The organism is Rossellomorea sp. y25 (genome assembly GCF_038049935.1).
In the GTDB taxonomy this organism is placed as follows: domain Bacteria; phylum Bacillota; class Bacilli; order Bacillales; family Bacillaceae_B; genus Rossellomorea.
The window spans coordinates 4,367,897-4,393,502 of sequence record NZ_CP145886.1 but is presented as its reverse complement, the minus strand read 5'-3'; the positions used below and the strand labels follow the sequence as shown (position 1 = coordinate 4,393,502).

Below are 25,606 nucleotides of genomic sequence, written 5' to 3'. Positions count from 1 at the left end.
TTAGATAGTTAAATTAAGGTTGATATGTTTAAGAAAGCGAGTAGTGCGTTAAGAGACCACAAGAGTAAATTGGTTAAGAGAATCACTAACCAGATGATCCAGTTTTTTTGATTGGTCAACTGTTTAATTCCTTTGTATTGAATGTAGAAAACCCAAACTTTAAAAAGGGAGAAACTTCCCATTAAATAGATCACATACGATTTTGACGTTAAATATTGAGTAATTACCCCTAAGGAGAGTGGTGAAGAGTACCATTCAAGTGAAAAGAATAGGGATAATGGTATATAGGTGAGTTTTTCTAATAATAAAATGATTAAGACCAGACCTTGAGTGATAACCAGTTTACGGTATTCTCCCTCATTGGAAATGGTCCAGAAAATTAATGATGAAAAAAAGAGGATGATGGCTGCATAAAGCATTCCGGCTATAAGCCTGCCTAAGAAAAATAAAAATTTCTCCAACTCGAATACAGTTGGGGATAGCTTTGTCAATTCTTTAGACAAAGGGTCCATTCCTATTCCGAAAGACGAGATCAAACCGAATATAACAATGGATAATAAGAAGAGAAATGAGACGCGTTTCTTATACCCTTTTAATTCCTCCATCTCATTAAGTTGATAAAAGAAGATTGATGGCTGTTTCAAACCCCTGAATAGTCTGACTTCTCTATGCATAAAATGTTGTCCTCCAGCTTGAATAGATTCCACCTCTTATTCTATCGAAAATCATCGAACTTTTCCATAAATTGTAGAACGAATTGAGAAATAAAATAAAAAAGCGTCGAATGGACGCTTTTGGTATGCTTATGCTTGATAAGTTAAGTAGGTAGTCCCTGCAATTAGTAGAATCGTAATAATAACGAAGCTTACGTATGTAACTACTTTCTGTGTTTTCTTCTTTCTCATTGCCTCTTCCGGCGTTAAAAATGCCATTCTAAGTTTCCCCCTTTTCCCGACTTGAAGCTGCTAAACAATAACGAACGTATGTATATTTTTTTTGACGAACGCTAATTTTTCCCCATACCAACATTTTATCGGAAATATATGCTAAGTTTTAATAGGTCTTATAACCTATTTATTTTGAACTGTGTCGAAAAATATTTTGTAGAATCTTGTATATATATGGTAATATAACTAGTAATTGATGTTTGAACTTCCGTCTAATAGTGTAATAAAGTGATAGAAACTGTTTTATATAGTAGGAGGTTGTCTTTTTTGAAAGGAAACGTGAGCAAGGAACAATACGTTCTCTCTGTTATCCAGAAAGCTTATGACAAAGGTCAGCAAGGCGATATGGATACAGACAAAATGATCGATTGGCTGAAACAGGAATTACAAACTGGATATACTTTAAACCAAAAAGCGCTGTAGAATCCTTGATGGGAATCTCAGCGCTTTTTGTTGTCTTTATTGGGGACGGACCTTCATTAATAGAACAATTTAGATAAAATGCCGTTCTCTTCATATTTATTATTCTAGTCGGGGTTTCTCGAGGTCCGTCCCTCTAGAAATGCTTTACCAATCCTTCATCGTCTGATACAGGTGATTGACCTGGGTGATGAATTTTTCTTTGCGTTTCTCTGTGAAGTAGGTGAGGGAGGATAGGGTACGTTTGAATTTGGGGAAATCCTGAAGAATCTTCAGGATTTCCCTGTTTTCTTCATCTTCGAAGTTTTCTCTTAGAATCATGGGATTGTGACTATTACCAAGACCGCCACTTTCCTCGCCATACATAATCCGGTTCATTTCATGGGTAGGAATCATATAGACTTCTTTAAAGGTAAGGATCATTTTATACGGGGTGTCCCTTGTGCCATTTTCATAGTTCGATAACGTACTCTGATTGATATTTAAACGAATGGCTGCTTCTCTCTGAGTAAGCTCCAATACGTCATTCCGATAATGCTTTAACTCTAATTGTAAGTCCATTCTCTTCACCGACTATCCCTTTTTTCTTCAAGATAAAGGTTTTAAAAGCCATCAATGGTAAATTACACAATTTGAAATACTAGTATTGATTACGAATATAAAAAATTTGGAAAAAGTATACAAATTTACATTAAAACGTATTAAAATGTAAATATAATTGTAATTTTGTCGAATTGGGGTAAAGGTGGAAGATAGAATGGGAGATTCGAACAAAGGGAGAAAGATTCACGCCACATATATAGAAGGAAAGACACCCAGTTTAACAGGAAAGGTCAAATGGATCCGTTTGAAGGCAGAGTCAAACCTGGTCTTCAGTACCAAACACAACGGTAAACAGCGTGTGATCTACTATTCTCAAAATAGCTTTACCAGCGGGGAAACGAGCAGAAGAGATTATCTACTAATAGAAGAATAAAGATGAGGGACGTACCTCTAATTCTGAAATTGAAGACAAGCGGCCTGATTTAACGTCTACTGTGAATTTTCAGAGGTCCGTCCCTCAAAAAAAAGAGGATTTTGCGGAGTTGTGTCGAATAGGTTAGTGTACGAAATTGAGAGAAGGAGTGATGTTATGGTACGAATGCCTCGGGATTGGTGTCCGGGAGCCACTTATCATGTGACAGCAAGAGGGAACCGGAAGCAAGACTTGTTTCATGACATTGAAGACCGAAAGAAGTATTTATCCTATTTGCAGGATACGAAAGAAAAGTTTCCTTTTACCATCCACGCTTATTGTTTAATGTCCAACCACATTCATCTTCTGATCGAAACCCACGATGTTCCACTCGAACAGATCTTCAGAATCCTTCATACCCGTTATGCCATTTATTTCAATAAAAAGTATGACTATGTCGGACATGTTTTTCAAGGAAGATATGGGTCAACCAAGATTGATACCCCTGCCTATTTCATTAAGGTCAGCAGGTATATTCACCAAAATCCTGTCAAAGCAAAACTCACTGTCGTCCCCGAGTATTACCCCTGGAGCAGCTACCCCTCATACGTTCATTCCATCGACAATCCGCTTCTTTCAAAGGAGAGGACACTGGCCTATTTTCCAGATTCAGAAGTGAAGCTTTATAAAGAATATGTAGACAAAGAAGAAGAGAAGGAAGGCCTAAATAAGGAATTTGACGAAAATACAATTAAAATTGTAAAAAAATAAAATATTTTTGTAAAAATATAAAGGAAATTAGATGTTTATGTCGAAATTCATGTTTGTAGGACCAAATTCCTACACTGAGGAGGAGAAAATATGAAAAAAGACTTTATATTGGTGTTTGAGGATTTTCACGTTTCACAGAGGAGTATCAGGAAATCCAAAAAGCACTTAGTTGTGTTTCAAGGTCAGCTTTATTACAACAAGCTCGTTGTCGTGAATCGTCCCCCAGGGTTTTCCCATGCATTAGAAAGCATCATGTACTCTGATAAGATACTTGAAACCTATGGATTTTCGACTTTGTTTGCCGTTCCGATTGACAAGGATCATTCAATCCCGTTTAAGTTTGTTCGCATAGATGACAGGGAACCAAGGGATTGTAAGATTGTGCTGGAGAAGCGGAATGGAGTGGAGAAGTTAAATATCAAGCCTTTGTATACGATGGATGATCCGATTTCACAGGAGGATAAACATGACATATTATCCTATCTCAGCATGAAAAGTGATGAAGGCACGGTCACTTATCTCATGAACAACCCCCAAGTGTTCAAGGGTAAAGGCAAAAAACAAGAAGAGTAAAGGAGGAATGAGGCGAACCTAAACTGAATAGGTACGTCTTTTTTAATTTTGAGGGACGGACCTCCAATGTTAAAACTAGGGAACACTTCATCTGTTCCTACCTGATATGCCCTCCAAAACCCTTTACCACGCTACCAAACTACCTCTCTAAGTTTCTAAAATCAGCACTTTTTTCGTTGACCTCTTACCGGCCAGACCATACAATATAAGTAGTTATTAGTATTTTTAGAATTTTCATGTAAGGTGCGAATGCCACTTGGATAAGACAGATCATACTCGTATCGGAAAGAATGCCATGCTACTTCTTCTCGTAGAAAGGGATGAAGAAGAGTGGAATCGTCATTTCAATGAACTGAATTGGAGTTACTGCACCGGGAAAATCGGATCCATGGACAGTCAAAAAATCGTGGCTGCGATTGAAACAGCAGCAAAACGAAGTGATCTCGTCCGGGAAGATTTGTACCGGGAAATGCATGCCTTATACCACGCCATCATGGAGGCATTAACGGGTGTGACCCGCGGCCATACGCAATTGGGTGAGATCCTGCGCACCGTGGGATTGCGCTTTTCGGTTGTAAGGGGCACTCCATATGAGAGTGAAGAGGAAGGCGAATGGATAGCGGTTGCTTTATACGGGACGATTGGTGCGCCCATTAAGGGGCTTGAGCACGAGACAATCGGACTTGGAATTAATCATATTTAAATAATCTAGAGCCTAGAGATATTAGTTGAAAGGAGGCTCGACCAACGGCAGAAGTCTGTCTTTGGTCGAGCCTCTTTTTGTGTGGAATTTTGAGTCAAGAGACTCTTTAGGGGGTGGACATGGAAGAGTTGGAGGTCCGTCCCAGAGTGGTTTAAAGCGTTAAAGAACGAAAAAGCAAAGATAGCGATTTAGAGGGGTATAGCGACACTGAGGTTGTGAAGAGACAACTTACAGAGGTCCGTCCCTAAAAATATGAAGAGGTGATTGTAATGGTGGAGTTGACGGGTTGTAGTTTGAGTTTGGATGAGGCGAAGAGGGTTATTTATGGGAAGGAGCAGGTGGAGCTTTCGCCGGTTAGTATGGAGCGGGTGCGGAAGAGTCGCGAGGCGGTTGAGCGGATTGTGAAGGAGAAGCGTGTGGTGTACGGGATCAACACGGGCTTTGGGAAGTTCAGTGATGTGTTGATCGATGCGGATGATGTGGAGGAGCTTCAGCTTAACTTGATCCATTCCCATGCATGCGGTGTGGGTGATCCGTTCCCGGAGAATGTTTCCCGTGCCATGCTTCTACTGAGATGCAACGCCCTTTTAAAAGGGTACTCAGGTGTGAGACCGGTCATCGTCGAACGCCTGGCAGAATTCCTCAATAAAGGGATCCATCCAGTCGTGCCACAGCAGGGTTCACTGGGAGCAAGCGGCGACTTAGCACCACTTTCCCATTTAGCACTCGCTCTGATGGGAGAAGGAGAAGTCCATTATAAAGGAGAAGTCCATCAAACCCTTCCTGTCCTTTCAAAAGAAAATATCTTCCCTATCCAGCTTCAGGCAAAAGAAGGATTGGCACTCATCAACGGAACGCAAGCGATGACGGCAATGGGGGTCATCGGATACCTGGAAGCAGAGGAACTTGCCTTCCAAAGCGAGATGATTGCAAGTCTGACCTTAGAGGGACTTAGAGGAATCATGGATGCCTTCGACGAAGATATTCATTTAGTAAGAGGCTATCCTCAGCAGGTCGCTACGGCCGAAAGAATCCGGGATTACCTGGAAGACAGTAAACTGACAACGAAACAAGGAGAACTCAGAGTCCAGGACGCCTATTCGTTACGATGCATCCCACAGGTACATGGAGCATCCTGGCAGGCACTTGACTATGTAAAAGAAAAGCTTGAAATCGAAATGAACGCGGCGACAGATAATCCGCTGATCTTTGATGATGGGGAAAAAATCATCTCAGGTGGGAATTTCCATGGACAGCCGATCGCCTTCGCCATGGATTTTATGAAGATTGCCATAGCAGAGCTAGCAAACATTTCTGAAAGACGTATCGAACGATTAGTGAACCCGCAGCTGAATGATCTGCCGCCGTTCCTGAGTCCACAACCTGGTCTCCAATCCGGTGCCATGATCATGCAATACTGTGCCGCATCACTCGTATCCGAAAACAAAACACTCGCCCATCCGGCCAGTGTCGATTCCATCCCATCATCCGCCAATCAGGAAGACCACGTCAGCATGGGAACAATCGGATCACGACATGCCTACCAAATCTTACAGAACACAAGAAGAGTCCTGGCCGTCGAACTCATCTGCAACCTACAGGCAGCAGAGCATAGAGGGACGGACCTCCTGGCCAGCAAAACACGACAATTTTATGAAGCAGCGAGAAAGGTCATTCCTTCCATTACAAAGGACCGGATCTTCTCGAAAGATATAGAAAAAGCCAACCAGTGGCTGCAGCAAACAACACTGAGCACGCTCATCAAACCAACCAAAACAAAGGAGGAAACGACAAATGGTTAAAGCAAACAAACGCATCGTACACGTAAAAAGAGGGACGGACCTTGAATGTAAAGGATGGGAGCAGGAAGCGGTACTCCGCATGCTCTACAATAACCTCGATCCCGAGGTAGCGGAAATTCCGGAAGATTTGGTCGTATACGGTGGTATCGGAAAAGCGGCCCGTAACTGGGAGTCCTTCGACGCAATCGTTCACACGCTCAGAAACCTGGAAAACGACGAAACCATGCTTGTTCAATCCGGTAAACCGGTTGGTGTGTTCAAAACCCATAAAGCGGCTCCAAGAGTCCTTCTTTCTAACTCGGTCCTTGTACCGAAATGGGCAAACTGGGAGCACTTCCATGAGCTGGATCAAAAAGGCCTCATGATGTATGGCCAAATGACGGCGGGAAGCTGGATCTATATCGGGACACAAGGGATCCTGCAAGGGACGTATGAAACGTTCGCAGCACTTGCGAAGAAACATTTCAATAACTCACTTAAAGGAACCATCACACTTACAGCTGGTCTAGGTGGAATGGGTGGTGCGCAGCCACTGGCCGTTACGATGAACGGTGGAGTCGTGATTGCAGTAGACGTTGATGCAGAGCGCATCCAAAAGCGTCTTGACACGAAATACTGTGACGTGAAGACAGATTCCATCGATGAAGCACTGATGATGGCTTATGAAGCACGTGACCAGGGCAAGCCTCTTTCCATCGCTTTACTAGGAAACGCGGCTGAAGTTCATCATGAACTGTTAAAACGTGACGTCAAAATCGATATCGTGACCGATCAAACATCAGCACATGATCCATTGAACGGATATGTACCTGAAGGCTATTCACTGGCGGAAGCAACAGAGCTTCGCAAACAGGACCCGAAAGCCTACACAACACTTTCACAAAAAAGCATGGCTAAACACGTGGAAGCAATGCTTGAGTTCCAACATAGAGGTTCCATCGTATTCGACTACGGCAACAACATCCGTCAGGTAGCGAAGGATGAAGGAGTCGACAATGCCTTTGATTTCCCTGGCTTCGTTCCAGCCTACATCCGTCCATTATTCTGTGAAGGAAAAGGACCTTTCCGCTGGGCAGCTCTGTCAGGAGATCCTGAGGATATCTATAGAACGGATCGTTTGATCAAAGAGCTTTTCCCTGAAAACGAAGCATTGAATCGCTGGATCGATATGGCACAGGAGCAAGTGGCATTCCAAGGGCTGCCTTCCCGTATTTGCTGGCTGGGGTATGGCGAGCGTGTGAAAATGGGTCTTGCCATCAACGAACTTGTCCGAAACGGAGAACTGAAAGCGCCGATCGTCATCGGCCGTGACCATCTGGATTGCGGATCCGTTGCTTCACCGAACCGTGAAACCGAAAGCATGAAGGACGGAAGTGACGCAGTAGGAGACTGGGCAATCCTGAACGCCCTCATCAACACAGCGGCAGGCGGCTCATGGATCTCCTTCCACCACGGTGGCGGAGTAGGAATGGGGTACTCTCTACATGCTGGTATGGTCGTCGTTGCAGATGGGACGGACCTTGCTCAAGAACGTCTGGAGCGAGTCCTGACAACAGACCCGGGAATGGGCGTCATCCGCCACGTCGACGCGGGCTACGACATTGCAGAAAAAACAGCCGAAAAACACAACATCCACATCCCGATGAACAAAGGAGGAGAATAACATGACAACAGAAAAACACTTCGATACCATCATCGACAACATCGGACAGCTCCTTACGATGGATCAGGGGGACGGACCTCTAAAAGGCGAGGAAATGAGTAAACTCAAGGTTTCAGAGCACGGGGCACTGGCTATCAGGGACGGACTTGTCGCGTGGATCGGAACGCATGAAGAAGCACAATCCCTCAAAGCGACGGAACGTATCGATGCAGAAGGAAAGCTCGTCACACCAGGTCTTGTTGACCCACATACTCACCTGGTCTTCGGCGGCTCACGTGAACACGAAATGGCCCTCAAGCAGCAGGGAGTGCCATACTTAGAGATCCTGAAACGCGGGGGAGGCATCCTATCTACAGTAGGTGCCACCCGCGAAGCATCAGAAGAAGAGCTGCTCACGAAAGCTCGCTTCCATTTAAACAGGATGATTTCATACGGAGTCACGACTGTCGAAGCGAAAAGCGGCTACGGCCTTGACCGTCCAACCGAACTAAAACAGCTGAGAGTAGCCAAACAGCTGAACGAATCGCACCCGGCAGACATCGTTTCCACATTCCTTGGAGCACACGCGATCCCACCGGAATTCAAAGGTCGCTCCGATGAATTTTTAACGGAAATGCTCCACCTGCTGAACGATATCGAAAAAGGTCAGCTGGCTGAATTCGTCGATATCTTCTGTGAAACAGGGGTATTCACAGTAGAACAATCCCGCGAGTTCCTGAAAAAAGCAAAAGAAAAAGGCTTCTCAGTAAAAATTCACGCCGACGAAATCGATCCACTTGGCGGAACGGAAATGGCAACGGAGATCGGAGCCATTAGCGGTGACCACTTAGTTGGCGCATCTGAAAAAGGCATCCAGGCACTGGGTGAAACCGACACGATCGCGGTCCTACTGCCAGGAACATCCTTCTATCTGAACAAAGGCAAGTTTGCTAACGCAAGAGGCATGATGGAAGCGGGGGCCGCGGTGGCTCTGTCAACCGACTTCAACCCGGGGAGTTCACCAACAGAGAACCTGCAATTCATTATGAATCTTGCATCCTTGCAACTGAAAATGACGCCGGAAGAAATTTGGAACGCCGTCACCGTCAACGCTGCCTATGCCATCAACAGAGGAGACTCGGCAGGAAAGCTGATAGAAGGACGTAAAGCCGACATCGTCCTGTGGGATGTACCAAACTATCATTACGTTCCATACCATTACGGGGTCAACCACACCCACACTGTCATGAAAAACGGCCGCATCATCTACCGCAAGGAGAAGCTTCATGAGCACATTTCAACACATTAAGCAGTCGGGTAGAGCACAATTTAAAGACCGCTACACAACGAAGGCAGCTGAACTCCTGACACCATGGGGAGAAGGAATGAAAGGGGACATCGCCATCATTGGCGCCCCCCTCTCCAAACCCTCCATCTCCCACTCAGGGGCAAGCTTCGCACCCGATGCAATCAGACGCTGCCTGAACTCGTTTACGACGTACAACATCGAAAGAGGGACGGACCTAGCCGAAGCCAAGAAAGCTATCGTCGACTTCGGGGACATCACCATGCACCCAACCTCGATAGAAGACTGCCATCAACGAATCTATGAGTCAGTCAAAGACGCAACGAACACAAACGCAGCACCCTTCACCATCATCTTTGGAGGCGACCACTCCATCACAACATCAACGGTCAAAGCCATCAAGGAAACCAAAGGTACAGTAGGTATCATCCAATTCGATGCTCACCATGACCTGCGGAACACGGAAGATGGAGGCCCTACCAATGGGACACCTTTTAGAAGGTTATTAGAAGAGGGGCACATCAAGGGTGAGCACCTGATTCAGATAGGTATCCGCAATTACGCCAATGCTAAAGCCTATCATGACTATGCCGTTGAGCAGGGTGTTACAGTTTATACCATGAAGGACGTCAGACAAAACAACTCGTCGATCGCAGAACTCATCCAAGACGCCATAGCCCAATTAGAATCCCAGGTCGATACCATCTACCTCTCAGTAGACATGGACGTCCTCGACCAGGCATACGCACCGGGCTGCCCGGCAATCGGTCCAGGAGGCATGCACCCGGACACGTTAACGGAAGCGGTTCAAACCGCCATGCAGCACCCTAAGGTAACCACCATGGACATCGTGGAAATCGATCCGACACTCGACATCAGGGACATGACAAGCAGAATAGCAAGCCTCTTGATCATAAATTCATTAATCTAACCAAGGTCCGTCCCTCACCGCTTTAACGCATTGAGGGACGGACCTTCCTTTTCGGTGCTGATTAAGAATAATACATGTAAAAACGCATCCCAATATAAAGGATGCGTTTTTTCTATTAAACTAAATACAAGAAAAATCATCTAAAATTGAGACACACTTCCTACCGGTCGCGTCTAATGAATGAATAACTGACAAAAATGTAAAAAAATACATTAAACTTATAAAGAGAAGGGACGGACCTGGTTCCAGTGTGGAAACGGAAAATCGGGTTCCCGTCCACTCAGGGGAGGATATCAAATGGATGAAGTGATACAACATGAGAAGGGGGGAGTGATGCAGATGGAGGTAAGTGAGGAAAGGTTGATTGAGAGTTTAATTGATGAGTATGAAGTACAGGTGACGAAATTGGTGTATCTCTATGTGAAAGACTGGCCGGCTGCCCAGGATATTACTCAGGAGGTATTCATTAAAGCTTTTCATGCCCTCCATCAGTTCAATCATAAATCCTCTTACAAAACGTGGATTTATAGAATTGCCATTAACTTATGTAAAGATTATAAGCGCTCGGCTTATTTCAGGAAAAATACGATCGTACATACATTTCATACCATTCTTAAAAAAGAGACGTCCGTTACACCGGAACAAGAACTCATAACGAGCGAAGACAATGAATCAGTTGCCTCTCATGTATACTCACTCCCCCTGAAATATAGAGAAGTCATACTATTATATTACTATGAAGAATTAACGACTGGGGAAATCGGAGACATGCTAGGAATCAATCCTTCCACGGTTAGGACGAGGCTGGACCGGGGAAGGGAGAAGCTGAAGAAAACAATGGGAGGGAGGATTCCCAATGAATAAGGACCCTTTACACAATCTAAAGGATGAAATAGAACGGGAAGTATTCAAGGACACCGACCCCGTAAGTCAAAAAAGAGCCATCCTGACGAAGATAAGGAATGAAAAACAAAAGAAATCATCGGTCAAGTCCATCTTCATCAATCTTGGCGTTCCTTTATGCATCATCCTGATCCTTTCTATCCTGGGCAGCAGTTATCTATTTAAGGAAGATCTGGTGAAGGAAAATGAAAAAGAAGAAGAACCTGCAGAACTAACATACGTACCGACTGACGAGTGGGATGAAAAGATCATAGAGGAAAAAGCCTCCATCAGAAAATCGGCGACACCCGTCGATGATGTGAAAGAGAATCAGGAGCAAGAAGCAGAAGCAGAGAAAGTGCCGGAGAAAAAAGAAGAGGAAGACAAGAATGAACCGGCGGATACACCACCTCCACTCCCTGCCTTTGATTTTTCTATGATCCTGAACAATCCAAATGCTTTCAAGGAAAAAGCAGCCAATGGAACGTTCGTCGGAACTTCCTTTACGATTGGAGATTCCATGGAAGGTATACAGGAGATATATAAGGACAAGTACAAGAATCTCGACACCAAGAAGGGTCACAAAGGATATGATCGGGTTGAGGATTATCTCCTTTACTTCCAAGATGAAAAGACACTATTGGAGGTCCGTTCCAATATCAGCCCGTCTTATACATTGGACCAGGTCATTGCGACCCTGGGTGAACCGTATTATTTCATGAATGCATTGGAAGGTGTATATTCAGCGAATTATTTATATGGTGATTATATGGTGGAAATGCAAATACAAGGTAATAACAAAATTAAGCCAAATTCAATGGAAGAGATCCAATTCATTGATCGTGAATCCGTTATTACTTCGGTAGCTCTTTTTAAGAATGACGGAGGTTCAAAGTCTCTGAGTAAGGATATAAAGTATCTCGGAGAAGAACCGACGGAATTCCGTACTGAATGGTTCAATGAAGCGAGAGACTATATCGTGGAAAATACAGTATCCCACGCAGTCATCCTCCATTCTCAACAGAGCCCTTTGGAATTCAACATCGTCGTCCCACAGGAAACACCGGAGGACGAAATGAGAGCCATAGCAAACCAATTCCTGAAGAGATTGACGGATGTTTCGAACGATGCGATCGAAGAAGGAACAATATGGAATGATTACACTTATGTGATTCATATTGAGAATAGTATAGACGGTTATTACGATACGGGATTGAGCAACTCGAAAAGTACTCATGAAGGGGGGTATCCTGATATCAATTGGATGGGCGATTTACAATCCATTGAGTAAGGTCCGTCCCTCATACACCCGGACATATAAACGGAACGGTTCAAACCCTGCTGCATACCGAAATAATCTCCACGGAAAAGGTGGAAATCGATTCTACACTCGCGATCAGAGCTTGATAAGCAGGGTAGTGGCTCATCTCGCCATTGAAACACTTATATAAAGAGCTTTGGCCAATGCCAAAGCTCTTTTATCGTACTTTTGGGAAGGTACTATATAAATATTTAAATTAGAAGGATTTTACTATGGAAAAGGTGAAATGAAACAGGAGTAAGACTTTGTTGAAATAAGAGGATCTCATATGATAACAGCGATTATAGGAATGATATATGCCATACTATTCCTGCTACTTGCCTCCGTCATCGTTGCAGTGCTCCCTGCATTACTCTGCAAAAAGAAAATGACATTCGAGGGTAGGGTAGGAATGGAGGCCGCGTTATGGAGCTTATGCTCGATAGTAGTATTAATACTCAACTTGAATTACTTTTTACTGAACTCCTTTGCCTATGCAGCCCTTCTTATCAGTGGAATGAAAATAGTGGCACTGCCGGTCTTAGTCAGGTTAAAACAAACGAATAGAAGAAAGTATATCGTTTTAAAAAGAATGGTGAGAAAGTTTTAAAGTCGAAGGTGCAAAAAGAGACTGCCTCATAATAAGACAGCCTCTTCAATCTAATCTAAACAAAACCTTAGTTACTAATTCTTTCCCGCGCCATGTCATAACCAGAATGAATTTCTTTCATCCCGATCACTTTCAGGAAGTGTCGGAGCTTGTTCATACAGGGTTCTCCAAGGTCACCTGCAATCTCGAACTGATCAATGACGGCACACTTTTCAACTTTAGCGATCGTCACGCTTTGAGATTTGCGGTATTCCACATTGTTGTTGATGGCATAGGTGGATACCATGGCTTGCCCGACCTTACAATCACCTTTGGAAAATTCAAATTGGAATTGGATCGACATATCCAAATCCGAGTATAGAGGATTTACTTTCATGCTTATGTTATTCATCATGAAGCCCCCTTTCTTTTATTGTACTTTTATCCTATCAAATTTTATTGAATAAGGTATTTGGCACCAGAAAGCAATACAGGGGATATTTGTTTTGAATTAACGGCGATAGGTCTCGTTTTCACCATTAATATAACTCGAGGCATATTCTTAAAAGAATATTTTGAGGGACGGACCTGTGTGTTACTCTTAGTGTAGGGGAGTTTCTCCATTTAGCGGCAATGTTGATCCGAAAGAAATGAAAACCCTTACTTTGCGGGCTTCAAAGAAATAAAAAAGCCTCCAGGCTCTGGAGACGAATAGTATTAATATACAGGTGGTAATTCTTTCTTCGCGTATACAGGCGGTAATTCTGCAGCTGTTTCCACGCTCGATTTAGAATAAACAGGTGGAAGTTCTGCTGCCACATCTGTGCTCGATGGAGAATATACAGGTGGAAGCTCAGCTGATTGAATGGAAGTGGCCTGAACGGCTCCAAAAGCTCCTAAAAGTAAGGCAGAAGCGGTAGCGAATGTTAACAAACGTTTTTTCATGGGTATTTCCTCCCTTTTTCAAATAGAGTAATTTTAGGTATCATTGATTATAGAGTTATAATAATATTAAACCATATATTAAAAATGTGATGAGAGGCATTCTAGGGGCTTATGGACCATTTTTAGCACCGAAAGATAGCTCATTCGCTTTTTTTGAAAGAAAAATATAATTATAGGAATATTTTTTTAGGAGAGATGTAAATGGACTTTAGTGTTGTAGGTCAAAAGATAAAAGAATTACGTAAGAACATCGGTCTTTCCCAAGAAGAGCTGGCGGAAGGAATATGTACCCAGGCTCAGATCAGTAAGATTGAAAAAGGTGATGTGTTCCCTTACGCCTCAACACTATTCTTAATCTCAAGGAAGTTGGGTGTAGACGTGAACTACTTCTTTGATATAGGAATGACACCCCGTTTAGACTATGTACAAGAAGTCAGCAAGCAGCTTCAGATCGCAAGAAGAAGCATGAACTATAAGGAAATGAAAGAAATCGTAACCGCAGAAGAAGAGAATCCTCTGTTCTTTAATAATAATCGGAATCTTCAGTTACTTCAATGGCATAAAGGAATTTATCAATACGAACTTAATAAAAATGTGGAGAAAGCAGAGGAGATCCTGAGAGAAGCCATCTCTCTGTCCCATACGACAGATAAAATCTGGACAGAACGTGAAATTGAGATCCTTCTCACCATTGGGGTCATGTATTCTGAAGAAGGAGATTGGAAGAAGGCTCTCGAAATCTATCAGGAAGTGAAAACACATATCCTTGCTCTTCCCAATCTTCATGACTTCACGCTTAGAACAAGACTTTACTACAATATCGCCAGAGTCCTTACACGATTGAAGAATTTTGATGAGTCCATCCAGTATTGTAATGAAGCGATCGATTGGTGTGTACTGAAAGACAATATGTACCTTTTGGGAGAACTTCACTATCATATCGGCTACAACTATGAGCTTCAAGGAATCCTTAAAGACGCACAGAAATACATGCAGAAGGCACTCATCGTATTCGAGCTTCAAGGTGACGACAAGTTCATTCAATTTATCCGCAGTAAAATTGAAAACTTCACACCCATTAGAGAGTAACCGCATACAAAAAATCTAATTTAAGATTTGGGTGAAGAGACAATGGATCATAAAAAAAGAAAAAAATTCTTATTCATAAGTACTTTCTTAGTGATTTCAGGCATCATCATCATTCTCTTAGTAGCTTACTTCCTAATCCAATCCGTTAGAGAAACCTTCTACCAGAACGCCTTTGATAAAAGATATGATTTCGTCTCCTTACAAGAAGAGGGTATGGTCGATGCAGTCCAAGTCTTTCATGGTGTGAAATTGAATACGTATGTGGAAAGTGAAAGCAATCCTGCCACCATCATCTTTGAAATAAACGATGAAGTGGAGGCGAAGCTGAAAGGGCATAAGGTACATCCTGAAGAAGAAGGGATGAAACCTTACTCAGGCTTTATTCATTACAAGCTAATGAAGGATAACCAAACAGGAAAAGAAGCATTTATCGCCAGCCTGGACACGACTCCTTCTAAAGAGGACGACTCAACGACCAGCTTCAGAACCTATACAATCAATGAAAATGGAATCGTAAAGAAGAGTGACTTTACCGAGGATACGAAATCAAAGCTTGAGACTCAGTGGATAAAAGGAATCTCGGATGAAACCCATGGGTATTATACGGACTTACCTTATCAAGATGGGGCAAAAGCGTCGCTGCTCTTTCTCTCGCTTTTGGGTCTACTCTCTATTACAGGTGGTGTCTGGTTGGGAAAATCACTATTAATCAAAGAAAAAGGGGCAGCTGCATAATGTATCTGTCCTTTTACCTTTCCCGTCCAAAATAAAAAACCGACCCCAAAAAGGCCGGTTTCATCCATATCAATTCAAATCCAAATGATCCTTCAAATCACTCTGTACTTTTTGTTTCTCTTCTTCAGGAACGATGTAGTAGTAAATTCCGCCAAGTTTGGCACCTTCACCGGCAATTTGACTTTGAGAAATATCTTTTGTCGCCGATTTGTAGTTCTTCTGTATGTCGACCATCTCATCAAGGGTCAGGTTTGTTTTCACGTTCTCCCCAATGGCTCCAAAGATATCTCCATAGTTCCATAGGGACGATACGCTGGCGCCTTCTTTAATAACCGCCTGGATGACTTGACGTTGTCTTGCCTGACGACCGAAATCTCCACGTGGATCTTGTTTTCTCATACGAGCATAAGCAAGAGCTTTGTCGCCACTTAACGAAAGCTGGCCTTCATTAAAGGTATAGCTACCAGAAGAGAAAGTGAATTCATTATTTACGGTTACTCCACCGACAGCATTTACAATGTCCTTGAAACCTTCCATATTGATCTTTGCATAATAATCAATCGGAATATCCAGGAATTCTTCTACTGTGTCCATGGCCATTTCGACGCCACCGAAAGCGTAAGCATGGTTGATTTTATCTTCCGTTCCCCTGCCTACGATTTCGACGAGTGTATCACGAGGTATACTTATCATCTTCGTTGTTTTCTCGTGAGGGTTCACCGTCACGACAATCATAGAATCTGAACGACCTTTGTCGCCATCTCTTTCATCTACTCCTAACAGTAAAACAGAGAATGGGTGTTTTTTATCGAATTTTACTTCTTCCGTTCGCTTCTCAGACTTCGGACGGTCAATATTTTCATTCATCGTTTCAGCTGTCTTATTCAATGAATGATAAATTGAATAGGCGTAACCGCCGACAGCTACTAGTAATAGAAGAACGATGATTCCGACGACTTTCGGCCACTTGCGCTTTTTGTGATGTTTATCTGCTCTCAAAATGTTTCCCACCTATAAATAATAAATTTTACACATAAGAAAAATATACTAGAAATAACGGCAAAAGGGAATACATTAGTAAATTTTTGTCTGTTTATGTCAGAAGTATCAGAATACAGGAATGAATTGTCGACTGACACTCAAAAACTTGGATTTATTTGGTATTATTAGAGGGGAGAATAAAATAGGGAGGGAGTCATTTGATTAAAAAAACCGGCATAACCATCTTATTCATCATCCTTTCATTCAGCCTGGTAAAAATGGACACAGCAAAGGCAAATGTAAACCGGATAAGTGGAGAAAATCGCTTCGATACAGCTGTGCAGATTTCGTTATGGGGATGGGATCAATCCGACACGGTGGTGCTTGCAAACGGACAAACGTTCCCCGATGCCCTGGCAGGGGGACCGCTCGCTTATAAAATGAGTGCACCGATTCTATTAATCTACAAAAATCGTTTACCCTCTGAAACGTTGCAGGAAATCGAGCGTTTAAAGGCAAAGCACGTCTACATATTAGGTGGAACCGGCGCAATCGATGCAACCATTGAAACACAATTGAAAAAGAAAAACATGAAGATTACAAGAATCGGAGGAGACGACCGTTTCCAAACAGCCGCCAAAATCGCCAGTTACTTACCTTCCAAGAAAGCAATCGTAGCAAACGGACGGAACTTCCCGGATGCGCTGGCAGTCGCTCCTTACGCCGCCAAAAATGGCATCCCGATTGTATTGACGGAATCCAGCACTCTACCGTCATCTACCCTGAAGGTAACAGAGCAGAAACAAGAGACCATTATAGTCGGAGGTGACGGAGTGATCTCTGCCAAAGTAGAATCAAAACTCCCCGGCACAACCAGATATGGCGGTGTCGACCGTTATGAGACCGCTAAGAACATAATAGAAGGTCTTCCGATGAAAAAGGAAAGAGCTTATGTAGCAACGGGGACAAACTTCGCTGATGCCTTATCGGGGTCTGTACTGGCAGCAAAAGAAAACGCACCAATACTATTAGTGAAGAAAGAGGCTGTTCCTTCAACAATAAAAAGTCTGGTAAACTCTTATGACTCATTCTCCATTCTTGGAGGGAACAACGCCGTCTCGTCAGGTGTCGAGGAAAAGTTAACAGGAAGCCTGGAAGAGTTTCGTTTCCAAGGAGTTCATATCAATGCCACTGAAGAATTCCTTCGATCTTCCTTAGGAGATCCACAGCGAATCGATGAAAGTAGATTCAGCTTTGACTGGTATGTCTATAATCTGGATCCCAAGAAGTACATCCAATACGGTGTATTTAAAGGGATAGTGGTGGCGGTCTATTCAAACTCGGATAGCTGGGTGTCACGATCCGGACTTAAGCTTGGTCTCGGCAATACAGAAGTTGAAACCAAATTAAATCAAATAGGAGCCAGTCACAATCAGACTAACGACTATTATTACGATGAAATGCTTATTCGTACTTATTATGATAAAAATGATGGGAATACACTTTCCGGGCTCTTACTCATGAGAGAAGATTTCACGATCACAAATCCGGACGTGAATATAACGGAACTAAGAAACAGCATGGAGAAGCAGATCCTCGACCAGGCAAATGCATTACGGGCACGACATCTTGTGGCACCCCTTCAGGCGGATGCTAAAGCTCAAGAGGTAGCCAGAGCCCACAGTAAAGACATGGCCATAAGAAACTTCTTCAGTCATGATAACCCTGATGGTCTATCATCCTTTCAAAGGATGGATCAGGCTGGAATCTCATATTCATCGGCAGGGGAAAACATCGCGGGGGGACAGTTCAATGCCATCGCTGTTCATGATGCCTGGGTCAACTCATCCGGCCATCGCAAAAACATCCTGAGTCCTCTCTTCAAAAAGCTGGGGACAGGAGTATACTTCGGCGGGGAGTATGGCGTGTACTATACTCAGGATTTCTTCACTCCATAAAAAAATAGGCCCCGATGGCGTAAATGTCATCGGGGTCTATCTTTCTACAAATCATAAAATCTCTTAAATCCATCAAACTTCGATTTCCAATAAGAGTTACTTAAGCTGGAAACCTGGACGCCGTTGTCCCCGGCATGGATGAATTCATTGTTTCCGATATAAATGCCTAAGTGAGAAATGCCTTTTTTATATGTATTTTCGAAGAATACAAGGTCACCCGGCTGAGGTGTATTCACGTAGTAGGAGCGACTGTAGTATCCTTCACTGGATAGACGCTTTACACCATTGGCACCGGCTTCTTTAAAGACATAATAGATGAAGCCGCTGCAATCAAAGCCGCCGGCCGATGAGCCTCCCCATACATAAGGGGTCCCCATATGAGACGTTGCCTCACTTAATAATCTATCAACGGAAAAGGACGAAGATTGGCTTGGTGCCGGAGCTGCTGGGGGCTTGACTGCCTCAGCCGTTCCCTTCACCTTCAGGACCTGTCCGATGCGCAGGAAATCACTCGAAAGATTATTCCAGCTTCTTAACTCACTTACACTCACACCAAATGTTGCACCAATATGAGACAGGGTATCTCCCGACTTAACGGTATAGCTTGTCATGGAGCTATCTGGTTTAGGCGGAGCAGGTTGTGCCGGTGCCGGAGTGGCAGGAGCCCCTGATTTCGACACTTTCAGGACTTGTCCAATCGATAAGAAATCACTCGAAAGTCCATTCCAACTTTTAAGTTGGGCTACCGTCACACCAAACTTCATCCCGATATGAGACAACGTATCCCCAGATTTCACTGAATAACTTGTCACCGAACCGTCTTGTTTAGGTGGAGCCGGAGCGGGTGCCGGACTGCTTGGAGCAGGCTGGGAACCCGTTTTCGATACTTTCAACACTTGACCGGGATAGATCAGATGATTATTCAAACCATTCCAGCTCATTAAATCGGCAAGGGAAATCGAATGCTTACCGGCAATCTGTCCTAATGTATCCCCGGACTTAATCGTATACGTTTTAGCGGACGTCTGCCCTGTGTTTTGCTTTGGAGGCGCAGGTGCTTGTGGCGATTGGGCGCCGCTCGCGGCAACCTTCAATACCTGATTAGGAAAAATCATTTCTGACTGCAGCTTGTTCCAACTCTTCAAGTTGGCAACGCTTGTGTCATATTTGTTTGCGATCAGCCAAAGGGAGTCGCCTGATTCCACCTTGTGAGTGCTTGCCGAGGCATAGCTAACAAACGAAGACGAGAGTACAGCCGTAGCTGCTACAGAAACCAATGTCTTTTTCACGTACACTTCTCCTTTATTGTCATAGTTTGATAGATAATACCGTCATTTTATCACATAATTTGGTGGAAAAAACTAAATTATTCCTAAAATAGTAAAAAATTATTCCTTTTCTACCAGGAAGTCTATGATTCCTTTGGCCCAGGCTGTGTGTCCCTGCTCATTCGGGCTGCTGGCATCATCCAAGTACGTTTTAATCTCTTCATCTTCTACACCTGGCCAGTTGGACCAGTGATCAATAAACGGAATATCATTCTCTTTCGCGTATTCCTGAATTTGAGAAACCTGTACAGCGTAATTTTTAGGCTGATAAATAGGCTGTGGGGGTGTAAGGACAAATGCTGACCCAGGTGATAACTCTTTTACTTCATCTATGATCGTGCTGATGCTTTGAAGAGTGTCCTCGATCGTAACGTTTCCATTATCTTTAAAGACGAACGGCTCAAAAATGACGAGCCCAGGCTGTAAATCCCCTACTTCTTCATATCTTTCCTCACGCACGAACTCAAGTGTATTGGTTTCAAAGGATAGACTCTGAATTGAAACAGTGTCCCCGTACTCGTCTTCTAAAGCGTTCGCTACTTTGTCGTTCCATCCTTCCTCAATGGAATCCATTTCGGTTGATCCCATCAGAACAATATTGAAGGGTTCTCCAGTTTCTAGCTTCTCTTTATAAAGGGAACGGGCATCTTCCGGCCAATTGACCGTAGTAGGCAGATAATCCCCTTCCTCTGTTTCAAGGGATGTGGGCTCACTCTTATCAGATTGACCTTGCTTCTCCGGACTTGAAGACGAATCCGCAGACGTGGAACCCGTTGTCATCGACTTCCAGTGAAGATTCCCATAAACAATAACCCCACCACATAATATAAGTAGGAAAAAAATAAATACCTTTTTCATTACGAACCTCCTATGAGTAAATAACTTGGAAAATGGAGCCAAATTCGAATAGCCCCTTCCAATAATAAACAATCTGTTGTTTAATAGATAAGTAACAAAAGATTTCAATTATATTAAAATTATGACAAGATTCCCTAAAAATAACAAGAACTTATGATATAATATGACGAGATTTTTATTTTTTAAGAATTATAGGAGGCTATCATGGAAGAAACCATCAGTTTAAAGGAGCTCATTCAGACGTTGAAGAAACGCATGAGTCTCATCATCATACTGACCCTAATGGCAGTATTGGTAAGTGCGGCCATCAGCTATTTTGTCCTCACACCAATCTATCAATCGTCTACTCAATTGCTTGTGAATAAATCGAATCAAGATCAACAGAATTCATTTAATGTAGGGGAAGTGCAAACCAACCTACAATTGATCAATACATATAATGTCATTATGAAGAGCCCGGCTATTCTGGATATTGTGATCGATGATCTTGAGTTGGATATGACGACTGGAGCTCTAAATGAAAAAGTAACGGTTCAAAGTGAAAAGGATTCCCAAGTCGTGAACATCTCCGTACAGGATGAAGATCCTAAACAAGCGGCGGCTATTGCGAATAAGATTGCCGAAGTCTTTCAAACAGAAATTGTAAAAATTATGAACGTGGATAATGTGAGTATCCTTGCAAAGGCTGAACTTGGAGAAAATCCATCTCCGATTAAACCACAACCGTTATTAAATATTGCCATTGCGCTAGTAGTCGGTTTAATGGCCGGAGTGGGGCTTGCATTCTTATTAGAATTCTTGGATAACACAGTGAAAACAGAGCAAGACATCGAGAAAGGTCTCGAGCTTCCTATACTAGGGGTGATCCCGACGATCTCAGACAGTGAATTTCAGAAGGTAGCTCACCGTCAGGAAAGAACGTCAAGACGCAGAGGTGAAAGTGTCGGTGTTTAATAAACAGAAGAAATCAATGAACGCAAATATACGTAAGCTAATCGCGAAAGCGAATCCAAAGTCTCCCGTATCGGAGCAATTCCGTACAATTCGTACGAACATCCAATTCTCATCAGTCGATCAGGAATACCGTTCAATCATGGTATCATCTGCAGGTCCAGGGGAAGGAAAGTCCACAACTGCCGCGAATTTAGCAGTAGTTTTTGCTCAGCAGGGTAAGACCGTCCTGTTAGTTGATGCAGATATGAGGAAGCCAACCGTTCACTATACCTTTAACTTCCCGAACACAACAGGATTAACGAATATTCTATCGAGACAAGTGACACTGAAGGAAGCCGTTAAAGACAGCGGTGTGGACAAGCTTCATATTCTCTCAAGCGGTCCGATCCCACCGAATCCAGCTGAGCTATTAAGTTCAAGGGCGATGGAGCAATTCTTTGTCGATGCTTATAACGAGTATGATTTGATTATATTTGATACACCACCCGTACTTGTAGTAACAGATGCACAAATTATGGCGAACCAGTGTCATGGAAGCATCCTTGTCGTTTCAAGCGGAAAGACAGAAATGGAACCCGCGAAGAAAGCAAAAGAGCTATTGCAATCGACAAAAGGAAAGCTGCTTGGATGCGTACTTAATAATAAGAAAGCTTCAGAAACAGACTATTATTACTATTATGGAAATTAAGGTTTATTCGACAAAATTCACCCCTTTACAAATATACCTAGTGGTGTAAAATGGTAGTCGGTGTAGAATTAAGTCGAAAGAACTAGAAAGAGGAGGAGTTAGTAATGATTGACATACATAGCCATATCCTTCCGGGGATAGATGATGGTGCCAGTACGATTTACGACAGTATCGATATGGCGAAGCAGGCTGTCTCAGAAGGAATTCATACAATCATTGCGACTCCTCATCACCGTAATGGAAAATACGACAATGTGAAGTCGGACATCCTTCCCCTTGTGAAAGAAGTGAATGATCGGTTAAGGGAAGAACACATTAACCTTCAAGTACTTCCCGGACAGGAATGCCGCATTTATGGTGAAATTTTAGAAGATTACCAAAAGGGTGACATCTTGCCTTTAAACCAAGTATCCCAATATCTTTTCATTGAGTTCCCATCGAGTTCAGTTCCGCGGTATGCGGAAAAGCTTCTCTACGACATTCAGGTAGCAGGTCTGACCCCGGTCATCGTTCATCCAGAGCGTAATGCGGAGTTGATTGAACGACCGGAAAAGCTTTATAAGCTTGTACAAGGAGGAGCCGCAACTCAGCTAACAGCATCCAGCCTTACAGGATACTTCGGCAAGAACATCCAGAAATTCTCACAGCAAATGATCCAAGCCAACCTGACACACTTCATCGCATCAGACGCTCATAACATACGTAATCGCACCTTTAAAATGGAAGAAGCGATGGATTATATAGAGAAAAAGTACGGAATAGACATGGTCTATTACTTTACAGAAAATGCAGAATTGCTGATCGATGGAAAAAATATTTATAAAGAAATACCTGAATTGATCAAAAAGAAGAAGTTCCTCGGAATCTTCTAAAAGAATCAAACACAGGTAATCCTAAGGTACTATTGTCGTTATTAAATCAGAATCAAAAAGGTGCGCACAGACAACAGTAGAATTTTGGGAATGTCTCCTTACCATTATCATTGGAGGCACTCGATCACACCGTGGGCGGAGAGGAAACTTTGCCTTAGACGCTCGTCGTCAGTGGTGGGATGTGAGGAAGGGTTAGATGCCCACATCTACTATAATAATAGAATACAGTAAAGAGAAACAATGAAAACGCTTTATGTATTTTATTCATATTATGGTATAAATAAGTTTATATGTAAAATCAAGGAGAATGCACGCTTGAAAGATTTTAGTTCCATGTCTAAAAGTATCAAAAAAGCAATAAGATATATTTATCAGGATGTACCGGTAGAGCGACTAGAAGAAATAAGAAAACTAATCAACCAAGCCATTGAAAAAAGATTAAATGATCAAAAGTAAACCTAGATACCTAAGGAAAGGATATACATTTGTATCTTTCCCTTAGGTATTTAATTTGTCAAAATAACTTAGAAAAGAAGGGATTTATGTGAGTTATACAAAACGGGTATCATTGCTGATGCTGCTGGATTCTTTGATCGTGTTAACAGCAATTTATTTCGGTTATTATCTCCTTCATCCAACGTTCAGCCTGTACACGTTACCTACACTCGTCTTTAGCTCATGCGCATTACTGGCAAGTCACCATGTATTCGCATTTCTAGATCGTCTTTATCAGAAAGCATGGGAATACGCAAGTGTCGGGGAATTGGTTGCGATCATTCGAGCGATTACATTTTCAATCGTGGCCACTGGTATTCTACAGTTTTTTGTGAACGGGGATATATATGTTCGGGTACTAGCAGTCACTTGGATGCTTCATATCATACTTATAGGTGGATCACGATTCTCATGGAGAATGTACAGACACTATTACATAAAGCCGAAACAGGAAAAGAAACGGGCGTTAATCATCGGGGCTGGGTCAGCAGGGTCCATGCTGGTCCGACAATTGATAAAGAGCCAGGATACGGATTTGCTTCCAGTTGGATTTATTGATGATGATCCTAAAAAAATGAAACTTCAAATTTATGGTGTCACAATACTAGGCGGCACCAAAGATATACCAACATTGGTTGAAAAGCATCAAATTGATAATATCATCATTGCCATTCCTTCTCTTCGCAAGGGTCAAATACAAGAAGTGTATCAACAGTGCAGTAAAACCTCTGCAAAGACACAGATCATGCCGATGATTGAAGATATCGTTTCAGGTAAAGTTTCCGTCAATCAATTCCGGGAAGTACAGGTGGAGGACTTGCTTGGCCGTGAACCGGTTGAACTTGACACTGAGAGCATCTCGAAGAAAATTTCAGGTAAAACAGTACTAGTTACAGGTGCTTGTGGTTCAATCGGCTCTGAGATTTGCCGCCAAGTGAGTAAATTTAAACCTAAGAAACTTTTATTATTAGGACATGGTGAAAACTCTATTTATACAATCGATATGGAACTAAGAAATAGATACGGAACAGAATTGAAAGTTGTCCCTATCATCGCGGATATACAAGATCGAAACCGGATTTTTGAAGTGTTTGAAGAGCATGCACCTGAGGTAGTGTACCATGCGGCAGCCCATAAGCATGTACCGTTAATGGAATATAATCCGAAAGAAGCGGTTAAGAACAATGTAATTGGTACAAAGAATGTGGCAGAGGCCTCAGATACATTTGGGGTGAATACGTTCGTTTTAGTTTCTTCTGATAAAGCAGTAAACCCTACAAATGTGATGGGATCTACGAAACGCATTGCTGAGATGGTCATTCAAAAATTGAACAAAGAAAGTCAAACAAATTTTGTTGCGGTGCGCTTCGGGAACGTATTAGGCAGCAGAGGAAGCGTAATACCATTATTTAAGAAGCAAATTCAAGCTGGCGGTCCGGTTACGGTTACTCATCCTGACATGACAAGATACTTTATGACAATCCCAGAAGCGTCCCGTTTAGTCATGCAGGCTGGAGCTTTAGCGCGTGGTGGAGAAATATTCGTCCTGGATATGGGAGAACCAGTGAAAATCGTTGACCTTGCAAAAAATCTTATTAAGTTATCTGGTTATAAATTAGAAGAAATTGGGATTAAGTATGCGGGGATTCGTCCTGGTGAGAAGATGTATGAGGAATTATTGGGTGAGAATGAAGTCCATGGTAAAGCTGTGTTTCCAAAGATTTTCATTGGGAAGACGGTGGAGTTTGAGTATGAGAGAGTTTCGAACTTAGTAGAAAACCATGCTGAGTTTGATCCTGAGTATTTAGCTAATTATGTATTGGAGTTAGCGAATAAGAAAGAACGAGTATTAGTTCAGAATGTAAACTAAGGGGTAGAAGAT

The 25,606-nt window shown here is 42.7% G+C and carries 28 protein-coding genes; 20 read left to right on the top strand and 8 right to left on the bottom strand.

Going from position 1 to position 25,606, the window contains the following annotated elements; genetic code table 11:
* Nucleotides 1–8 precede the first annotated feature (8 nt).
* Entirely contained in the window at nt 9–674 is a 666-nt protein-coding gene (locus tag AAEM60_RS21875; RefSeq protein ID WP_299744171.1) for a hypothetical protein, read from the bottom strand.
* Nucleotides 675–803: 129 nt separating this feature from the next.
* Complete coding sequence (locus AAEM60_RS21870) at nt 804–932, bottom strand: hypothetical protein (RefSeq protein WP_299744173.1); 129 nt, start codon at nt 930–932, stop codon at nt 804–806.
* A gap of 282 nt (nt 933–1,214) precedes the next feature.
* Here AAEM60_RS21870 and AAEM60_RS21865 point away from each other — a divergent pair, with 282 nt between their 5' ends.
* Nucleotides 1,215–1,370, top strand: a complete 156-nt coding sequence (locus AAEM60_RS21865; protein ID WP_299744175.1) for a hypothetical protein — start codon at nt 1,215–1,217, stop codon at nt 1,368–1,370.
* Between the two features lie 144 nt (nt 1,371–1,514).
* Here the strand turns inward: AAEM60_RS21865 and AAEM60_RS21860 are convergent, their stop codons facing one another.
* The gene (locus AAEM60_RS21860) at nt 1,515–1,928 is read right to left on the bottom strand and encodes a helix-turn-helix transcriptional regulator (protein WP_299744177.1); all 414 of its coding nucleotides are present in this window, start codon (nt 1,926–1,928) and stop codon (nt 1,515–1,517) included.
* Nucleotides 1,929–2,124: 196 nt separating this feature from the next.
* On the opposite strand from AAEM60_RS21860, the gene AAEM60_RS21855 reads away from it, so the two are divergent.
* The 11 genes from AAEM60_RS21855 to AAEM60_RS21805 all read left to right on the top strand — a co-directional run bounded on the left by AAEM60_RS21855 (nt 2,125) and on the right by AAEM60_RS21805 (nt 12,842).
* Nucleotides 2,125–2,343: a hypothetical protein gene (locus AAEM60_RS21855; RefSeq protein WP_299744179.1), complete on the top strand. Its 219-nt coding sequence runs from the start codon at nt 2,125–2,127 to the stop codon at nt 2,341–2,343.
* A gap of 156 nt (nt 2,344–2,499) precedes the next feature.
* A complete protein-coding gene (locus AAEM60_RS21850; protein WP_299744181.1) occupies nt 2,500–3,093 on the top strand; it encodes a transposase in 594 nt (197 codons plus the stop codon).
* 90 nt (nt 3,094–3,183) lie between these two features.
* A complete protein-coding gene (locus tag AAEM60_RS21845) occupies nt 3,184–3,666 on the top strand; it encodes a hypothetical protein (RefSeq protein WP_299744183.1) in 483 nt (160 codons plus the stop codon).
* Between the two features lie 256 nt (nt 3,667–3,922).
* Nucleotides 3,923–4,369, top strand: coding sequence for a hut operon transcriptional regulator HutP (gene hutP, locus AAEM60_RS21840; RefSeq protein WP_299744185.1), 447 nt, complete (start codon nt 3,923–3,925; stop codon nt 4,367–4,369).
* A 269-nt stretch (nt 4,370–4,638) separates the two neighbouring features.
* Nucleotides 4,639–6,171 carry a histidine ammonia-lyase gene (gene hutH / locus AAEM60_RS21835; protein WP_341357161.1) on the top strand — a complete coding sequence of 511 codons (1,533 nt, stop codon included), beginning with the start codon at nt 4,639–4,641 and terminating at the stop codon, nt 6,169–6,171.
* Entirely contained in the window at nt 6,164–7,834 is a 1,671-nt protein-coding gene (gene hutU, locus AAEM60_RS21830) for a urocanate hydratase (RefSeq protein WP_341357160.1), read from the top strand. The genes hutH and hutU overlap by 8 nt, the downstream gene beginning before the upstream one ends.
* Before the next feature lies 1 nt (nt 7,835).
* Entirely contained in the window at nt 7,836–9,122 is a 1,287-nt protein-coding gene (hutI, locus tag AAEM60_RS21825) for an imidazolonepropionase (RefSeq protein ID WP_341357159.1), read from the top strand.
* Nucleotides 9,100–10,050: a formimidoylglutamase gene (gene hutG / locus AAEM60_RS21820; RefSeq protein WP_341357158.1), complete on the top strand. Its 951-nt coding sequence runs from the start codon at nt 9,100–9,102 to the stop codon at nt 10,048–10,050. The genes hutI and hutG overlap by 23 nt, the downstream gene beginning before the upstream one ends.
* Before the next feature lie 297 nt (nt 10,051–10,347).
* Nucleotides 10,348–10,914, top strand: coding sequence for a sigma-70 family RNA polymerase sigma factor (locus tag AAEM60_RS21815; protein ID WP_341357157.1), 567 nt, complete (start codon nt 10,348–10,350; stop codon nt 10,912–10,914).
* On the top strand, nt 10,907–12,223 hold the full coding sequence (locus AAEM60_RS21810; RefSeq protein WP_341357156.1) for a hypothetical protein: 1,317 nt from the start codon (nt 10,907–10,909) through the stop codon (nt 12,221–12,223). Before AAEM60_RS21815 ends, AAEM60_RS21810 begins: the two co-directional genes overlap by 8 nt.
* Before the next feature lie 298 nt (nt 12,224–12,521).
* Nucleotides 12,522–12,842 (top strand): hypothetical protein, encoded by a 321-nt coding sequence (locus tag AAEM60_RS21805; protein ID WP_341357155.1) that lies wholly within the window; start codon nt 12,522–12,524, stop codon nt 12,840–12,842.
* Between the two features lie 67 nt (nt 12,843–12,909).
* Here AAEM60_RS21805 and AAEM60_RS21800 read toward each other — a convergent pair whose 3' ends face one another.
* On the bottom strand, nt 12,910–13,236 hold the full coding sequence (locus AAEM60_RS21800; protein WP_341357154.1) for a hypothetical protein: 327 nt from the start codon (nt 13,234–13,236) through the stop codon (nt 12,910–12,912).
* A 302-nt stretch (nt 13,237–13,538) separates the two neighbouring features.
* Nucleotides 13,539–13,766 (bottom strand): hypothetical protein, encoded by a 228-nt coding sequence (locus AAEM60_RS21795; protein WP_299744213.1) that lies wholly within the window; start codon nt 13,764–13,766, stop codon nt 13,539–13,541.
* A gap of 201 nt (nt 13,767–13,967) precedes the next feature.
* Here AAEM60_RS21795 and AAEM60_RS21790 point away from each other — a divergent pair, with 201 nt between their 5' ends.
* A complete protein-coding gene (locus tag AAEM60_RS21790) occupies nt 13,968–14,855 on the top strand; it encodes a tetratricopeptide repeat protein (protein WP_299744216.1) in 888 nt (295 codons plus the stop codon).
* Nucleotides 14,856–14,897: 42 nt separating this feature from the next.
* The gene (locus AAEM60_RS21785) at nt 14,898–15,590 is read left to right on the top strand and encodes a hypothetical protein (protein WP_341357153.1); all 693 of its coding nucleotides are present in this window, start codon (nt 14,898–14,900) and stop codon (nt 15,588–15,590) included.
* A 69-nt stretch (nt 15,591–15,659) separates the two neighbouring features.
* On the opposite strand, the gene AAEM60_RS21780 is transcribed toward AAEM60_RS21785, so the two are convergent.
* Nucleotides 15,660–16,589 carry a LytR family transcriptional regulator gene (locus AAEM60_RS21780; RefSeq protein ID WP_341357152.1) on the bottom strand — a complete coding sequence of 310 codons (930 nt, stop codon included), beginning with the start codon at nt 16,587–16,589 and terminating at the stop codon, nt 15,660–15,662.
* A gap of 200 nt (nt 16,590–16,789) precedes the next feature.
* On the opposite strand from AAEM60_RS21780, the gene AAEM60_RS21775 reads away from it, so the two are divergent.
* The gene (locus AAEM60_RS21775) at nt 16,790–18,529 is read left to right on the top strand and encodes a cell wall-binding repeat-containing protein (RefSeq protein WP_341357151.1); all 1,740 of its coding nucleotides are present in this window, start codon (nt 16,790–16,792) and stop codon (nt 18,527–18,529) included.
* Nucleotides 18,530–18,573: 44 nt separating this feature from the next.
* On the opposite strand, the gene AAEM60_RS21770 is transcribed toward AAEM60_RS21775, so the two are convergent.
* Nucleotides 18,574–19,818, bottom strand: a complete 1,245-nt coding sequence (locus tag AAEM60_RS21770) for a LysM peptidoglycan-binding domain-containing protein (RefSeq protein ID WP_341357150.1) — start codon at nt 19,816–19,818, stop codon at nt 18,574–18,576.
* A gap of 99 nt (nt 19,819–19,917) precedes the next feature.
* The gene (locus tag AAEM60_RS21765; RefSeq protein ID WP_341357149.1) at nt 19,918–20,715 is read right to left on the bottom strand and encodes an SGNH/GDSL hydrolase family protein; all 798 of its coding nucleotides are present in this window, start codon (nt 20,713–20,715) and stop codon (nt 19,918–19,920) included.
* Nucleotides 20,716–20,919: 204 nt separating this feature from the next.
* Here AAEM60_RS21765 and AAEM60_RS21760 point away from each other — a divergent pair, with 204 nt between their 5' ends.
* The 5 genes from AAEM60_RS21760 (at nt 20,920) to AAEM60_RS21740 (ending at nt 25,594) form a co-directional block, all read left to right on the top strand.
* On the top strand, nt 20,920–21,669 hold the full coding sequence (locus AAEM60_RS21760; RefSeq protein WP_341357148.1) for a YveK family protein: 750 nt from the start codon (nt 20,920–20,922) through the stop codon (nt 21,667–21,669).
* Nucleotides 21,662–22,357: a CpsD/CapB family tyrosine-protein kinase gene (locus tag AAEM60_RS21755; protein WP_341357147.1), complete on the top strand. Its 696-nt coding sequence runs from the start codon at nt 21,662–21,664 to the stop codon at nt 22,355–22,357. Before AAEM60_RS21760 ends, AAEM60_RS21755 begins: the two co-directional genes overlap by 8 nt.
* A gap of 104 nt (nt 22,358–22,461) precedes the next feature.
* A complete protein-coding gene (locus AAEM60_RS21750) occupies nt 22,462–23,229 on the top strand; it encodes a CpsB/CapC family capsule biosynthesis tyrosine phosphatase (RefSeq protein WP_341357146.1) in 768 nt (255 codons plus the stop codon).
* Between the two features lie 315 nt (nt 23,230–23,544).
* A complete protein-coding gene (locus AAEM60_RS21745) occupies nt 23,545–23,685 on the top strand; it encodes a hypothetical protein (RefSeq protein WP_341357145.1) in 141 nt (46 codons plus the stop codon).
* An 88-nt stretch (nt 23,686–23,773) separates the two neighbouring features.
* Nucleotides 23,774–25,594 carry a nucleoside-diphosphate sugar epimerase/dehydratase gene (locus AAEM60_RS21740; protein WP_341357144.1) on the top strand — a complete coding sequence of 607 codons (1,821 nt, stop codon included), beginning with the start codon at nt 23,774–23,776 and terminating at the stop codon, nt 25,592–25,594.
* Nucleotides 25,595–25,606 lie beyond the last annotated feature (12 nt).